This is a genomic window from Chryseobacterium sp. KMC2 (assembly GCF_016756935.1).
GTDB classification, from domain to species: Bacteria; Bacteroidota; Bacteroidia; order Flavobacteriales; family Weeksellaceae; genus Chryseobacterium; species Chryseobacterium rhizosphaerae.
In genome coordinates this window covers 21,778-37,085 of record NZ_JAESIT010000015.1, presented here as the reverse complement: position 1 = coordinate 37,085, position 15,308 = coordinate 21,778, and the positions used below count along the sequence as shown (strand labels likewise).

At 35.8% G+C, this 15,308-nt stretch carries 13 protein-coding genes; 7 read left to right on the top strand and 6 right to left on the bottom strand.

Annotated elements, in window-relative coordinates:
• Nucleotides 1–2 precede the first annotated feature (2 nt).
• A complete protein-coding gene (locus tag JML65_RS16960) occupies nt 3–1,280 on the top strand; it encodes a chloride channel protein (protein ID WP_202271515.1) in 1,278 nt (425 codons plus the stop codon).
• A 130-nt stretch (nt 1,281–1,410) separates the two neighbouring features.
• Nucleotides 1,411–2,601 carry an ADP-forming succinate--CoA ligase subunit beta gene (gene sucC / locus JML65_RS16955; protein ID WP_047490155.1) on the top strand — a complete coding sequence of 397 codons (1,191 nt, stop codon included), beginning with the start codon at nt 1,411–1,413 and terminating at the stop codon, nt 2,599–2,601.
• A 229-nt stretch (nt 2,602–2,830) separates the two neighbouring features.
• Here sucC and JML65_RS16950 read toward each other — a convergent pair whose 3' ends face one another.
• A complete protein-coding gene (locus JML65_RS16950; RefSeq protein ID WP_202271514.1) occupies nt 2,831–3,715 on the bottom strand; it encodes a mechanosensitive ion channel family protein in 885 nt (294 codons plus the stop codon).
• 92 nt (nt 3,716–3,807) lie between these two features.
• On the opposite strand from JML65_RS16950, the gene JML65_RS16945 reads away from it, so the two are divergent.
• Nucleotides 3,808–4,443 (top strand): peroxiredoxin, encoded by a 636-nt coding sequence (locus JML65_RS16945; protein WP_202271513.1) that lies wholly within the window; start codon nt 3,808–3,810, stop codon nt 4,441–4,443.
• 92 nt (nt 4,444–4,535) lie between these two features.
• On the opposite strand, the gene JML65_RS16940 is transcribed toward JML65_RS16945, so the two are convergent.
• The 3 genes from JML65_RS16940 to JML65_RS16930 all read right to left on the bottom strand — a co-directional run bounded on the left by JML65_RS16940 (nt 4,536) and on the right by JML65_RS16930 (nt 8,343).
• Complete coding sequence (locus tag JML65_RS16940; RefSeq protein ID WP_047490162.1) at nt 4,536–5,126, bottom strand: outer membrane beta-barrel protein; 591 nt, start codon at nt 5,124–5,126, stop codon at nt 4,536–4,538.
• 285 nt (nt 5,127–5,411) lie between these two features.
• Nucleotides 5,412–5,927 (bottom strand): membrane protein, encoded by a 516-nt coding sequence (locus JML65_RS16935; protein ID WP_047490165.1) that lies wholly within the window; start codon nt 5,925–5,927, stop codon nt 5,412–5,414.
• A gap of 88 nt (nt 5,928–6,015) precedes the next feature.
• Entirely contained in the window at nt 6,016–8,343 is a 2,328-nt protein-coding gene (locus tag JML65_RS16930; RefSeq protein WP_202271512.1) for a TonB-dependent siderophore receptor, read from the bottom strand.
• A 183-nt stretch (nt 8,344–8,526) separates the two neighbouring features.
• Between JML65_RS16930 and JML65_RS16925 the strand changes: the two genes are divergently transcribed.
• Nucleotides 8,527–9,582, top strand: coding sequence for a Gfo/Idh/MocA family oxidoreductase (locus JML65_RS16925; protein WP_115920548.1), 1,056 nt, complete (start codon nt 8,527–8,529; stop codon nt 9,580–9,582).
• A 59-nt stretch (nt 9,583–9,641) separates the two neighbouring features.
• Here JML65_RS16925 and JML65_RS16920 read toward each other — a convergent pair whose 3' ends face one another.
• The gene (locus tag JML65_RS16920; RefSeq protein WP_115920550.1) at nt 9,642–11,537 is read right to left on the bottom strand and encodes an ABC-F family ATP-binding cassette domain-containing protein; all 1,896 of its coding nucleotides are present in this window, start codon (nt 11,535–11,537) and stop codon (nt 9,642–9,644) included.
• A gap of 194 nt (nt 11,538–11,731) precedes the next feature.
• Here JML65_RS16920 and JML65_RS16915 point away from each other — a divergent pair, with 194 nt between their 5' ends.
• The gene (locus tag JML65_RS16915) at nt 11,732–12,244 is read left to right on the top strand and encodes a 5' nucleotidase, NT5C type (protein WP_047490176.1); all 513 of its coding nucleotides are present in this window, start codon (nt 11,732–11,734) and stop codon (nt 12,242–12,244) included.
• Between the two features lie 13 nt (nt 12,245–12,257).
• On the opposite strand, the gene JML65_RS16910 is transcribed toward JML65_RS16915, so the two are convergent.
• The gene (locus JML65_RS16910; protein ID WP_047490179.1) at nt 12,258–13,121 is read right to left on the bottom strand and encodes a glycoside hydrolase family 25 protein; all 864 of its coding nucleotides are present in this window, start codon (nt 13,119–13,121) and stop codon (nt 12,258–12,260) included.
• Nucleotides 13,122–13,186: 65 nt separating this feature from the next.
• On the opposite strand from JML65_RS16910, the gene JML65_RS16905 reads away from it, so the two are divergent.
• Together JML65_RS16905 and trmD are read left to right on the top strand one after the other, a co-directional pair.
• A complete protein-coding gene (locus JML65_RS16905) occupies nt 13,187–14,449 on the top strand; it encodes an NAD(P)/FAD-dependent oxidoreductase (protein ID WP_202271511.1) in 1,263 nt (420 codons plus the stop codon).
• A complete protein-coding gene (trmD, locus tag JML65_RS16900) occupies nt 14,446–15,117 on the top strand; it encodes a tRNA (guanosine(37)-N1)-methyltransferase TrmD (RefSeq protein WP_047490184.1) in 672 nt (223 codons plus the stop codon). Before JML65_RS16905 ends, trmD begins: the two co-directional genes overlap by 4 nt.
• The last annotated feature ends 191 nt before the right edge of the window (nt 15,118–15,308 follow it).

Genomic DNA, 15,308 nt, shown 5'->3' with positions numbered 1-15,308 from the left:
TAATGAAGATCAACAGAAGAAGACGGCTTATAAGAACATTCAACCTTTTGGATCAGCCGATGAGGTTTAATCCGTTTGTTTTTAGCCGTACTTTTTTCATGTGGGCCTTTACGGGGCTCGTAGGGGGAGTTATTGCCGGTGGATACTGGATTGTACTGGAACATTTTACCGAATTTCTGGCTCATTTTCAAGGATGGATGGTAATTCCTACGATGGCAATTTGTGGCCTTTTGGCAGGGTTGGTCATTCACTTCATTGGTGATCCCGGAGAAATTCATCTGATCGTTAATAACATCAGATTTAATAAAGGAAAACTGGAACCGAAGAATAATCCTTCCATGATCCTTTCATCACTTTTCTGTGTAGCTTCAGGAGGAAGCTTAGGACCGGAAGCACCCCTGGTGCAGGTAACGGGCTCCACAGGAACATGGTTGGGAAAAATTTTCAGACTGAAAGGTGAAGAATTACGTTCTTTAAGTATTGCAGGGATGGCTTCAGGTTTTACAGCCTTATTTGGAGCACCTCTGGGAGGAAGTCTTTTCTCCCTTGAAATCTTGCATCATAAACATGCCGTGGAATATTATAAAGCGATTATTCCTGCATTGGTAGCCAGCTGTTTCAGTTACCTTATGTTTGCTTTAATTATCCATTTGGGAATTGGGGCAACATGGGATTTGAAAGCTTATCACTATGCTGGAGTATATGATTTTGCCTATGCTACAGCATTTGGAATTGTAGGAACCCTATTCGGCTGGATTTTTATTTTTGTAGTGAAATTTTTTAAAAAAATTTTTGAATACAGAAAGTTCCCGATCTATATTAAAACATTTGCAGGTGGGGTTATCTTAGGGATTATAGCGTATAATTTTCCTATCACAAGATATTTTGGACATAATGAAATCAATCAGCTGATCGGTGGGAATTTTGGACTGAACTTCCTGATCTTAGTTCTGGTATTTAAAATCCTGGCTATTGCTATTACAGTAACCTCCGGATGGAGAGGTGGTTTTATCATTCCATTGTTTTTTGTAGGAACAACATTAGGGTTGATTATTCATAATTTGTTTCCGACAGTCGATACTACTTTAGCTATCGTAAGCTGTATGGCTGCCATCAATGCGTGTGTGACGAGAACACCCATGAGCACCACCATTATTTTGGGAACACTCACAGGGTTTACTTATTTCGTACCCATATTGTTCGCCAGTCTTACAGGATATTTTCTGGCTCCAAGAATTCCGTTTATCGGATCGCAGTCTGAAAAATTAGCGGAAGAATAGGGGATTTATATTAACATGTCAAAAATCAAGGTAAGTAATCTTTAATTTTTGAATGAAGAATCTTGAACTTCCGTGTCTTTTTAGTAAATTTGTCAACCTTTAAATTTTTAAATAAAATAATAAAAATAATATGAATCTTCACGAGTATCAATCAAAAGAGATTTTATCAAAGTATGGAGTAGCTATCCAACGTGGTTTCGTTGCAAACAACGTAGATGAAGCTGTAGCAGCTGCTGAAAAATTGACTGCTGAAACTGGAGCTCAGGCTTGGGTTGTAAAAGCACAGATTCACGCAGGTGGTCGTGGTAAAGGAGGTGGTGTTAAGTTTTCTCCAAATATGGATAAACTTAAAGAAAACGCTCAGAATATCATCGGAATGCAGTTGGTAACTCCACAAACGTCTGCTGAAGGTAAAAAAGTACACTCTGTTTTGGTTGCAGAAGATGTTTATTATCCTGGAGAATCTGAAACTAAAGAATTTTATGTTTCTATTCTTTTAGATAGAGCTGAAGGAAAAAATACAATTGTATATTCTACTGAAGGAGGAATGGATATTGAGCACGTTGCAGAAGTAACTCCTCATTTGATCCACAACGAACTTATTGACCCTGCGTTAGGTCTTCAAGGTTTCCAGGCTAGAAAAATTGCTTTCAACTTAGGTCTTGAAGGAAATGCTTTTAAAGAATTTGTGAAATTTATTTCATCTCTTTACAATGCTTACACAGGAATTGATGCTTCTCTTTTCGAAATTAACCCTGTATTAAAAACTTCTGATAACAAAATTATCGCTGTTGATGCTAAAGTAACTTTAGATGGTAACTCATTATTCCGTCACAAAGATCTTGAAGCTTTAAGAGATACAAGAGAAGAAGATCCTATCGATGTTGAAGCTGGTGAAGCTGGTCTTAACTTCGTAAAATTAGATGGTAACGTTGCTTGTATGGTAAACGGAGCTGGTCTTGCAATGGCAACTATGGATATCATCAAGTTATCAGGTGGTAACCCTGCTAACTTCCTTGACGTAGGTGGTACTGCTGATGCTCAGAGAGTACAGACTGCTTTTGGAATTATCTTAAGAGATCCAAACGTAAAAGCAATCTTGATCAACATCTTCGGAGGTATCGTAAGATGTGACAGAGTAGCTCAAGGGGTTGTAGATGCTTACAAAGCTATGGGAAGCCTTCCAGTTCCATTGATCGTAAGATTACAGGGAACTAACGCTGTAGAAGCTAAAAAATTAATTGATGAGTCTGGTCTTCCGGTACACTCTGCAATTACTTTAGAAGAAGCTGCAAACAAAGTAAAAGAAGTTTTAGCGTAATCTAAAATTTTTATATAAATAGAAAACCGTTTCATTTTTGAAACGGTTTTTTTGTTTGAAAACCGCAAAGAATATTAAACTGTGTGCTGTTTTTAAGACGTGGTTTTAGTGCTATTTTCGAACTGTGTATAAATCTGTATCGCCTTAGCGTTGATCCGGCCTATCCAATAGTCTAAAAAAAGACCACTTCAATTGTTGAAGCAGTCTTTTATGTCTTTAAAGAATATTTTTATTTATCCTGATTCTCGGTTGCATTAGTTTCTCCACTGGTAATGCTGATACTGGTAGGCGTTACCAGCTGGATCTTATCCACATCAAAACGCTCTTTAATACCTAAATAGGCTTTACTTCTTACCTGAGCCAGATTAGCACCTATTTTTATCCAGAATTTTACCTGAAGGTTAAATGAACCCTGTTTTAAATCTGTAAAGATCACCTCTATGGTGTCCAGCTTATCCACATTGTCCAAATTTTTAATGACATCCAAAATACTTTTCTGTGCCATACTGATATCTTCATCAGCAGGAATTTCAAAGTTTAAGATGATTCTGCGTTGTGGAGACGCTGTAATATTATAGAATGGTGCATTAAAAACAACCTGATTGGGAATGTATGCTTTTTTCCCATCATCAGTAAGGATTTTTGTAGTTAAAAAGCCAATTTCCTGAACGGTTCCTGAGTGAGCGCCAATGGTAATATAATCTCCCACTTTAAAGGCTTTGTCAATTCCAATAAGCATTCCCGAGAAAATACTTGAAACCAGATCTTTCAGGGCAACCCCCGCGATAACCCCTGCAACTCCCAAGCTCCCAATAAACTTCCAAAGGAAACCACTGAAGCCCATAATCTCAAGTGAAATAAAAGACCCAAACAACATGATCAGAAATCTGAATACTCCGATCAGAGTAACTAAAGAACTCTCTTTTTTACTTTTTGGGAAGAATCTGTGGAATAATTTTACTGCAATTAAACTTAAATACTTACTTGTGATGAGGAAAAAAGTAAATACTAAGATTCCCACAATAAGTTTAGGAGTGAGTTCGGCAAACGTTATATACCAGCTTTCCAATACTTTGTATACCAAGTCTACATAGCTGAGTCCTGTTTTCTCCATGAATTTTTTTAATAAAGATATAAATTTTCAGGAAAAATTTTGCTAGTTTCAAAAAGTCTACTAAATTTGTAGACTAACAAACGCGAAATAATATGTCAATTAAACTAGGAGATACAGCACCGAACTTTCAGGCAGTCTCATCTTTAGGAGATATCAACTTCTATGATTATCTTGGAGATTCATGGGGAATTTTATTTTCACATCCGGCAGATTATACTCCGGTTTGCACTACAGAGCTGGGCTACACGTCTAAGCTGCAGGCCGAATTTGCTGAGAGAGGAACAAAAGTGATTGCCCTGAGTGTAGATGAAGTAGAGGATCATCAAAACTGGATTAAAGATATTAACGAAACTCAAGATACCCATGTAGCGTTTCCTATTATTGCTGATAAAGACAAAAAGGTGTCAGAACTGTATGATTTTATTCACCCGAATGCTTCTGCTACGGCTACAGTTCGCTCTCTGCTGATTATTGATCCTGCTAAAAAAGTGAGACTGATTATTACTTATCCTGCGTCTACAGGCAGAAATTTTAATGAAATTTTGAGGGTGCTGGATTCTTTACAGCTTACAGATACCCATCACGTTGCTACACCTGTTAACTGGGAATATGGTGATGACGTTATTATACCACCGGCAATATCTACAGAAGAAGCCAGAGAAAAATTCCCCAAAGGAATTACTGTCATAAAACCCTATCTGAGATATACGCCCCAGCCCAATACATGATTTATTTGATTTTTTATAGTTTAGTTTTATTTGTACGAAAAGCGCCCTGAAAATAATTTTCAGGGCGCTTTCATTTTTATACGTATTTCTGATTACTTAACGTCGTTGATAATTTGCTTTCCTTTAGACGTTGGAAGATAAATCTGGAATCCTAAACCAAAAGTAATTTTGTTGGTATAACCTCCGCTTCCGAATCCTGCATTAGCATCATATTTCACCAATCCTTCTAAACCAATGTTTGGTGTAATGAAATATGAATACCCAGGTCCAAATCCGAAGTTAAGTCCGTTAGAAGAAGAACCTCCTTTAGAGATTGATGTTCCTCCAACACCTAAATTACCTTCTAGGAACCATCTTCCGTGATGTAACAGATTGTTTACTCCCTGTTCTCCCGGATTAAGGTAATAACGTCCTAATGCTCCTACATTATACGTGAAAGTAGTGGGTGCATCTTTAGCTCCTTTGAATCCTAAATCTACATACCCTCCAATAGCAATATTGTCTTCAATAAAGTAAGCTCCTTTTGGCTGAATATTGAAATCATAGCCACCTCCTTTATTTAAACCGAAGTTGGCGCCTGCAAGGTTACCACCTACCATCCAATTACCTTTTTGAATCTGAGCGTTTGCAGTTGCTGTTAAGCCTGCTACGGCTAATATCCCTGTTAAAATAAGTTTTTTCATAATTTATTATTTTAATAATTAAATGTTTATTATTCACGAATTATAGAAAAAACAATAAATGTGCCAGACTCCTAATTTTAGATAATTTTTCAAAATTATTGTTAACAATATCAATGAGATAGAATTGATTTTTTTAACACAATTACTAAATATTTCGCAATTATATTAAATAAAATGAAACGCTCTAAATTGAATATTATTAATATTAGAGAGATTATCTATTCTCCTTTTACTATTTATTTGTTTTGATTATAATTAGGACGTATCAGGATATTTGAATTTTCTTTAAATAAACAGAAGAAGTAAGGATATAATTAATCCGGCAATGGTAAATTTTATTCCTCGTTTGAATGCCTTGGTTTTAGGATTGAACATCCAGAAGCTTGAGATCACAAAAAAGAAAAGGGCAACTCCGAAGAATATACTTAAAGGTGCTATGGCATCTTTAGACTGTGATTTGTGAAGAGAAACCATTTTATCCAGTACAAAAGGCAATTCCATTTTTGAATACTTAGCTACTCCTGTTGCTGAATCATAAGTTCCTTTTTTAAAGTGGAGAACACTACCTTCAGTCTTTTCTACTTCAAGACCTTTCATCTTCAGTTCTTTTTTCAGTTCTTTTTCAGAAAGGTTTACAGATAAAGTCTTCTCATACTTTTTTTCACTCTTTAGAAAATCTGTGTCTCTGTAGACCAAAATAATTCCACTTACTGCATACACTGCCATAATACCTGCAAGGAAATATCCCAGATAACGGTGTGTAATCCTCATGAAACTTCTCGTGTCTTTAATCTTATCCATATTGTATCGTTTGTTTTTAAATTTCAAAAGTGGAAACTGCAAAAATGCAATTTCCACTTTGAGTTAAAAAATAAATAGTTATTTATTTCTAAAGTTTGTACGTCAATGTAAAATAATAATTTCTCGGCGTGATCGGGTTTACAGAATAATTCTCGTGAACGTTGTAGTTTACAACATCAAATAAGTTACCCACTTTACCCTGGATAGAGAATTTCTTCCATTCATATCCTACAGATACTGTTACCGTAGTGTAATCTTTTAGATCAATCATTCGGGTTACATTATTTCTGGTGATATTGGTAGATTTTGAATCATTCCACCCGGCAATTCTGTCTCCGATATAATAGATACCTGCACCTACTCTCAATCCTTTTACATAATTGGTGAATTTATAGAAGATGGAAGCATTAGCTGTTGTTGCAGGAGTTCTTACCAATCTTTGATTTTCGACATATCCTTTTTCAGGGGTGTCTGTATAAACAGCATTGTTGTAAGATACACCGGCAATAATAGAGATGTTTTCGGTAGGATTCCCTGTAATATCCAATTCTACCCCACGGCTTCTCATTTTTCCGGCAAGCTCCTTCAGGTTAGAATCGGGAGTCTGTACTTTTCCGGCATTATCAACATAGAAATAGTTCTGGTAATAATTATTGTACATTATTTGATACAACGTCAAATTTACTGCTAAGGCGTTATTCCAGAAATTTTTCTTCGCGCCAATTTCGTATTGATCAACTGTTGTAGGCTTGATTCCCTGTTTAGCTAAACCATTAACTCTGTTTTGTACATCAGATAAACTTCCACTGGTGTTTAGATTATCCGTTCCGTCTGACATATAACCGGCATTAGATACAAATGAATTGGTATATGTTGCAAACACAGAAAGGTTATCATTCGGCATATATACTAAACCAAGTTTTGGAGATATAGCCTGATCAGAAGTTGCTGTATTATTTACCAGTGTTTTTGTATTGCGGGTAAATTTAGTATTGATAGTCGGCATATTTTCAATATATGACCAACGTAAACCAGCGATTACTTTAAACTCCTTAGTAAGACTGATGAAATCTTGTGCATACACACCAATTCTTCTTGTGTTGATTCTGTTTTTTTCTAATGTTTTAGAATCGGGCATGCTACCGCTTGCCCATGTAGATGGATCATCCAGATAAACGGTACCGTTTGAATTTCCATTTGTTCCATATAAATAAGATGTTCCGAAAGTTGCCTTTTTAGGATCTGCAACGTTTGGATCGTAATATGTGTAAGAATCTGAACTACCATAATCAGCATCAGCACCAATCAACACTTTATGGTTAATTCTTCCGGTATTGAAATCACCATTGATATTCACCTGTGCAGAAGTATAATTCTGCTCATTATAAGTTCTGTTTAATGGTCTGTCCCATGAAAGACGGTCAGAGCCTTTTTTATATCCCCATTGTACTCTTTCTGTAGAGAAATAGTCTTTCGTATAGTTTTGATAAGACGCCACTGCATTTAATGACCATTTTTCATTAAACTGATGATTAAAGGTAACATTGGTTGAGACTTGCTCTACATTCTGATATTGCCAGTCTGCTCCCAAGAATGCACTTCTCGACAGAAGGTTATTCATTTCATAGGATACTCCGTCTTGTTTTGTAATAGAACCAATACCAAAATCCGGAGTGAAGTTATTTTTAAGATAATCGGCTTCTACAATCAATTGTGATTTTGGGCTGATATTAAAAAGGAATGACGGATTGAAATAATATTTTTCAGACTGTACCACATCTCTGAAGCTTTCAGCATATTCATAAGCTCCATTTATTCTGAATGCTACATTCTTGGATAATGGACCATAGATATCAACAGTCGGTTTGTAAGAATTCCAGCTTCCTGCATTTAAACCTACGTTTCCGCCAAAATTAAATTTCGGCTTTTTAGTAATCATATTGATAATACCGCCGGCAGCTGCATTACCAAAAAGCATGGCATTAGCTCCTTTTAATACTTCAACTCTTTCCAGTCCGCTTACTTCAGGAAAAACCCCACTGTTTATTCTTGTACCGTTCTTAAAGATATTATCATTCCCTAGATTAAAACCACGCCCACCGAAACTGTCCTGAGAATTTCCTCTTGAAGAAGTCACATACATTCCGTTTACGTTTTGAAGAACATCACTTAGCTGTTTTGCCTGCTGTTGCTCAATAATCTCATGAGTTACAATCGCAATAGCCTGCGGATTTTCCATTACCGTAAGGTTAGACTTTGTTGATAAGGACCTTGCCTGGTTAGGATTTCCCGTTTTGTGAAGATTAATGTCTTCAATAGTCTGGGTTCTGATAGTATCTGCTTCAGCATTTTTAAGCTGGGCACTCAATGATACAGCAGTAAATAATAACCCTAAAGAAAGTAGTTGTCTTTTCATTTTATTTTTATGTAGAACAGTTTTAAATAAGCCGCAAAAGTAAGTATTTGTTTAGAATAGATAAAAATTAATATATGATTTTTATCATAGTATTAAATCACTGAAATGTGTTTTATTGTTATTATTGCTGTGGATGGACAATGAGGAGCTTTTTATGAATATATTTGTTATAAAAATAAAATTATGCAATTGGTAAAAGCAGGGCTATGTGCCTTTGGAATGAGTGGAAAAGTATTTCACGCTCCTTTTTTAAAGGAACATCCCGGATTTTTTATTTCTGCTGTAGTAGAAAGAAGCAAAGAAGAATCTAAAGAAAAATATCCTGAAGCCACTATTTATCGCTCAGTAGAAGAGATGCTTCAAAGTGCAGATATAGAATTGGTGGTGATCAATACTCCGGTTCAGACCCATTATGAGTATGCAAAAAAGGCATTGGAAGCAGGGAAAAATATTATTGTTGAAAAACCATTTACGGTGAATGTGGAAGAAGCTGAAGAACTGGTGAAGCTTGCTGAAGAAAAAGGGCTCTTTCTAAGTGTTTATCAGAACAGGAGATTTGACCGTGATTTTTTACAGGTAAAGAAAATTTTAGAAGAAGGAAAATTGGGCAGTATCAAAGAAGCCGAAATTCGCTTTGACAGATTTCGTACGACACCGAGTGGGAAGCAGCATAAGGAAAATCCTGATCAGATAGGTTCGGGTTCTCTTCATGATCTTGGAGCTCACCTTGTAGATCAGGCTGTGCTGTGTTTCGGATATCCTGAGAAGCTTTTTGCTGATGTATTCTCTATGAAAGGGACGGCATTCGCAAATGATTATTTTGAGATCCTTTTATTCTACAAAAATGATGTAAGGGTAAGATTAAAGTCTTCAGTTTTCAGTAAAGAAGCTCATAATGCCTATATCATCCATGGAGATAAAGGCAGTTTCTTACAGGAAAGAACCGACAATCAGGAAAATGAATTGGTAGCAGGTGCTATTCCGGTGTACGGAAATGAATGGATGCAAGGATTAAAGCAACCTGATGGAATTTTAAATTTCCTGAATGAAAACTCCGAAACCGAAAGAATTCTTACTTCAAGCGAAGCCGGAAATTATATGGATTACTACCAGCAGATCTATGAACACATCGTATTTGGGTATCCTTTGCCTTCTCCGGGAAGAGAAGTTATTCAGAATATGAAAATTATAGATGCCTCTCTAAAGAGTACAAAAGAAGAAAAAGTAATCTATTTATAAATAATAAGTTATGAATTATGAGTTGCTTCAGCCCATAATTCATAACTTATCATTGTTTTTTATAGGGCTTCCTGAAGTTCCAGCCATTTCATTTCGTGGCTTTCCAGTTTTTCGGAAATGGTTTCCAATTCTGCAGAAAGTTTGACCACTTTTTCATAATCTGTCTCATTATTAAGCTGATCTAATATTTTTGCACGTTGTTCCTCCAGCTCTGGCATTTCTTTTTCAATAGTTTCCAACTCTCTTTGTTCTTTAAAAGTGAGCTTTCTTTTTTTAGCATTGGAAGATGCTGTAGTTTCCGGGAGAGGCGTATTTTCTTTTACAGGTTCTGTCTTTACCGTTGTATTTTTTCCTAAAGCATCCTCACGGCTTTTAGCTTCACGGTATTCTGAAAAGTTTCCTACAAAATCTTTTATTTTTCCATCTCCTTCGAAAGCCAAAACATGATCTATGATCCTGTCCATAAAATATCTGTCGTGGGAAACAATAATTAAAGATCCCTGGAACTGTTGCAGGAAGTTCTCCAGAACGGTTAATGTAGGAAGGTCAAGATCATTCGTAGGTTCATCAAAAATCAAAAAGTTAGGATTTTGATAAAGAATATACATCAGGTGAAGTCTTCTTTTTTCACCTCCCGAAAGTTTTGAAATAGGAGAGTACTGTGCCTGATCATCAAATAAGAACAGTCTTAAGAACTGAGATGCAGAAAGACTTCTTCCGTTGGCTAAAGGATAGAACTCTGCAATTTCTTTAATGAAATCGATAACACGCTCGTCTTCTTTATACGTAAGACCTTTCTGGGCAAAATAACCGAAAGAAATAGTTTCCCCCGTTTCAATTTCTCCTTTGTCGGCCTTTTCATAGCCCTGGATAATATTTAGTAAGGTAGATTTACCCGCTCCGTTTTTTCCAATGATTCCAATTTTTTCACCACGTTGGAACTGATAACTGAAATCTTTTAATAAAACTTTATCTCCAAAACTTTTATCAATATTCTTCAGTTCTAGAATTTTATTTCCAAGGCGTTTCATTTCGAAATCAAGTTCCAGACCTTGTTTTCTGGTATCGGTTTTGGCTACCTTTTCAGTTTCATAAAATGAATCAATTCTGCTTTTAGACTTCGTTGTTCTTGCCTTAGGCTGTCTTCGCATCCATTCAAGCTCTTTTCTATACAGGTTGTTAGCCTTATCGATGGTCGCACTGAGATTTTCTTCGCGGATCATCTTGTTTTCAAGATACGTAGCATAAGACCCGTTATGAAGATAAAGGTTCTGATCCTCTATTTCCCAGATAATATCACAAACACTGTCCAGGAAATACCTGTCGTGGGTCACAAGCAGTAAAGTTATTTTAGCTTTATTCAGATAATTTTCAAGCCATTCTACCATGTCTACATCCAGGTGGTTGGTAGGCTCATCCATGATCAGGAGTGTGTGTCTGTGCTCAGCTCTGGTTTCTGTTAATAACTTTGCCAACGCAACACGTTTGATCTGTCCTCCCGAAAGAGTTCCCATTTTCGCATCCAAATCAGTGATCTTAAGCTGGGAAAGAATTTGTTTCATTTCATTTTCCAGATCCCAAGCTTTATGAGCTTCCATATCAGCCAAAGCTTTTTCAATGAATTCATTATCGGTGGAATGAAGGGATTTATGATAATTTTTCAACGCAAGGATAGGCGCTGAATCCAGAGTCATCATAAATTCCTCAATGTTTAAATCAGGATCATAATGGATCTCCTGGTCAAACAGAACAACCTGGATATCCTTATTGATGATCGCAGTACCGCTGTCTGCAATTTCTTTACCCATTAATATTTTCAGAAGGGTAGATTTTCCACTTCCGTTTTTGGCAACAATAGCAATTTTGTCTCCTTCATTGATGTGAAAAGAAATATTTTCGAACAAAACTTTGATACCATAAGATTTGGTAAGATTTTCGGCAGAAACGTAATTCATTGGAAATTAATGGTTTGATTTTGATTTTGAATTGAACCGCAAAAATACGAAAATGTAGCCATAAAACTTTCCGGAACTTCTTTTATAAAAATGAATATTTATAATTTTTTAATAGACTGTGTCCATTGCCTGAAAAAACTATTCAGTAATTTTGATAAGATTAATTTTAATAATACAAAATCTGATTTGAAATAATGAAAAAAGTAATTGTCGACATGGATGGGGTAATGGCGGATGTATACCATCAGCTGATACAATTTGAAAAAAGAGACTCAGGAAGAGAAATAGAGATCAGTGATCTGACAGGCAAACCTGAAATAGATGCATTTCCCAACGGAAAGAAACACGTTAATGAAGTAGGTTTTTTCAGAACTTTACCTGTTATGGAAGGCAGCCGTGAAGCAATAGAATATCTGAACAACAAATATGAACTGTATATTGTATCTGCAGGCATGGAATTTCCCAACAGCTTAAGAGAAAAATACGACTGGCTTGCAGAGCATTTTCCATTTATTACCTGGGAACAGATTGTTCTTTGCGGTAGCAAAAGAGTGGTTTCCGGAGATGTGATGATTGATGACTATCCAAAAAACCTTGATCATTTCCACGGAGAAAGATTAATTTTTACACAGCCTCATAATGAGCTGGTTGAAAATGAAAGCTATAAAAGAGTAGGGTCCTGGGATGAGATTATGAATATGCTGTAAAGTAGCGTACAACTTAATCTATAGTCAATCTTTTTAAGGACCAGGAATTTCCATTGTAAATATTAAGATCCACTTTGGTATTGATGCCATGAACAATGCCGTTTTCTGTAAATTGCCAGAAATCCCATTGGTCATCAGGCGAAGGAGACGGCACATCATTGTAATTGGCTAGCCAGAGTGGATAACCGTCAAATTCACCTTTCAGAAAATCTTTATAATAATGGTAGTAGGTATAGATGATAGGTTTTTCACCATAGGTGTCTTCTATTATTTTGCACCATATTTTAAGATCTTCTATCAGCTTTTTGTTTGTTTTGCGTTTTGGAATTTTCTCAATATCTAAAATAGGAGGGAGATCTCCGCTTTCTAATTTTACATTAGCCAAAAAATTGTTAGCCTGGATGATCGGGTCTTCGTCGGCTCTGTAGAAATGATAAGCACCACGGATAAGGTTGTGTTTTTGAGCTTTCCCCCAAAATTCCTCAAAATGCTTGTCGGCATTGCGGTTACCCATAGTTGCCCGCATAATGACAAATTCTAATGGGATGGTTTTATTGCCAATACTGAGGCTGTCCCATTTAATATCTTCTCTGTTTTGATAATGTGAAACATCAAAGCCATACGTTTTATCAAGATTATCCGTAAGAATTTTTTGAATCCTTAATGTTTCTCTTTCACTGTTGTGGAGTTTTTTATGACTAAATTTATTAAAGTACAAAGCATAATAGTAGCTGACGGATTGTTTTAAATAAAAACCGGTCCCTATCAATGCTATAATTAATATTGCCAATACTACCTTCCTGCGGAAAAAATAGTTCTTCCGTCTATTGATATGGAGCTGTTTGGCAGTTTTTTTGGTGTACTTTTTTGGTGTCATAAAGTTTTGCAAAACTAACTTTTTTCACTACTAAATGCTAAATAAAATCAGTAAATTTGTTTATTATGGAAACACGCGAAAAAATCATCATTATAGGAGGAGGATTTGCGGGGCTACAGCTTGCAAAAACATTAAATAATAAAAATAAAAAAGTTATTGTACTGGATAGGGTGAATCATCACATGTTCCAGCCGCTTTTTTATCAGGTAGCTTCAGGGAGGATAGAACCTTCCAATATTTCCTTTCCTTTCCGAAAGATTTTTCAGCAATCCAGAAACACGCAGTTTCGTATGACGGAGGTGAAAGAAATTGATCCAGCCCACAACAAAGTCATTACTGATGAAGCAGAATTTACTTACGATAAACTGATTATTGCTACCGGTTGTAAAACTAATTTTTTCGGCAATAAAGATCTTGAAAGTAAAGCTTTTGGGATGAAAAATACTCAGGAAGCCATCGGGATCAGAAATCATATTTTAACAACTTTTGAAAAACTGATCCTGGAAAAAAGCCGGAGTGATGACGGAAACTGGAATATTGTCATTGTAGGAAGCGGACCTACCGGAGTAGAGCTTGCAGGGGCCTTTGCAGAAATGAAAAAAGAAATTCTGCCAAGAGATTATCCTTATATGAATTTTGATCAGCTGAAAATCATTCTGGTAAGTTCCACAGAAAAGCCACTTGCCGTGATGAGTAATGAAGCACAGGATCAGTCTGAAAAATACCTCAAAGACCTTGGAGTAACTTTTATGAGTGGTGAAGTGGTTACAGAATATGATGGAGATAAAGTACATCTGAAAAGCGGTAAAGAAATTCCTTCAAACAATGTTATTTGGGCAGCAGGAGTTACCGGCAATGTAATAGACGGTTTCCCAGAGGAAAAATTAATAAGAAACCGATATATAGTAGACCGCTATAATAGAATAAAAGGCTACGATAATATCTATGCCATCGGAGATATTGCCTATATGGAAACTCCGAAATATCCGCAAGGACATCCACAGGTAGCTAATGTGGCCATTAATCAGGCGAAAAATTTAGGAAGAAATTTTTTAAAGAAAAATCCTTCCGAATGGAAAGAATATGAATATAATGACCAGGGTTCTTTAGCTACTATAGGTAAGCATAGAGCCGTTGTTGATTTACCGTTTATAAAATTTCAGGGATTTTTTGCATGGTATTTCTGGATGTTTCTGCATTTAATGTTAATTTTGAGCGTTCGAAATAAGCTGGCCATCTTTTTCAACTGGATGTGGAGCTATTTCAATAAAGATTCATCTTTAAGATTAATTATTATACCTACTAAGAAAAACGGAACATTACAATGAGAATTGATATAATAAGCGTGCTACCGGAATTAATGGAAAGTCCGTTTCAAACTTCTATTTTGAAGAGAGCAATGGATAAAGGATTGGCAGAAGTACATTTTCATCATTTGAGAGACTGGGCGATCAACAAACACAGACAGATTGATGATGAACCTTATGGAGGTGGAGCAGGGATGGTTATGATGATAGAGCCTCTGGATAAATGTATTTCGGAGCTTAAATCTCAGAGGGATTATGATGAGGTTATTTATCTGACACCGGATGGAGTGACTTTAAATCAAAAAATTGCCAATACACTTTCCATAAAAAATAATCTGATCTTCCTATGTGGTCATTATAAAGGAATTGATCAGAGAGTAAGGGATCTTCATATTACAAAAGAAATTTCAATAGGGGATTATGTGCTTACCGGAGGTGAGCTGGCAGCATGTGTTCTTGCAGATTCTGTGATCCGACTGCTTCCGGGTGTTTTAAATGACGAACAAAGTGCTCTTACAGATAGTTTTCAGGATGATTTACTTTCACCTCCTATTTACACCAGACCCGAAAGCTATAAAGGTCTGGAAGTTCCTAAAATTTTACTGAGCGGGAATTTTGCAAAGATTGAAGAATGGAGACATGATGAAGCGGTAAGAATTACCAAAGAAAAACGTCCCGATTTACTTTAAAAAAATATTATTGTTTTTTTTAAACCTATTTGCAATAATTGCGAATGGAATAATATTTGTTATATGATATTTTATTAAGAAAAATATTAGTAGTTTTTATTTTAAGTTAATATTTTATTTTATTTATTTTGAATTTTGCTTATTGTCTCAATTTTCGATATTGAGGTAATATCATGAAATGATTGAAAAAT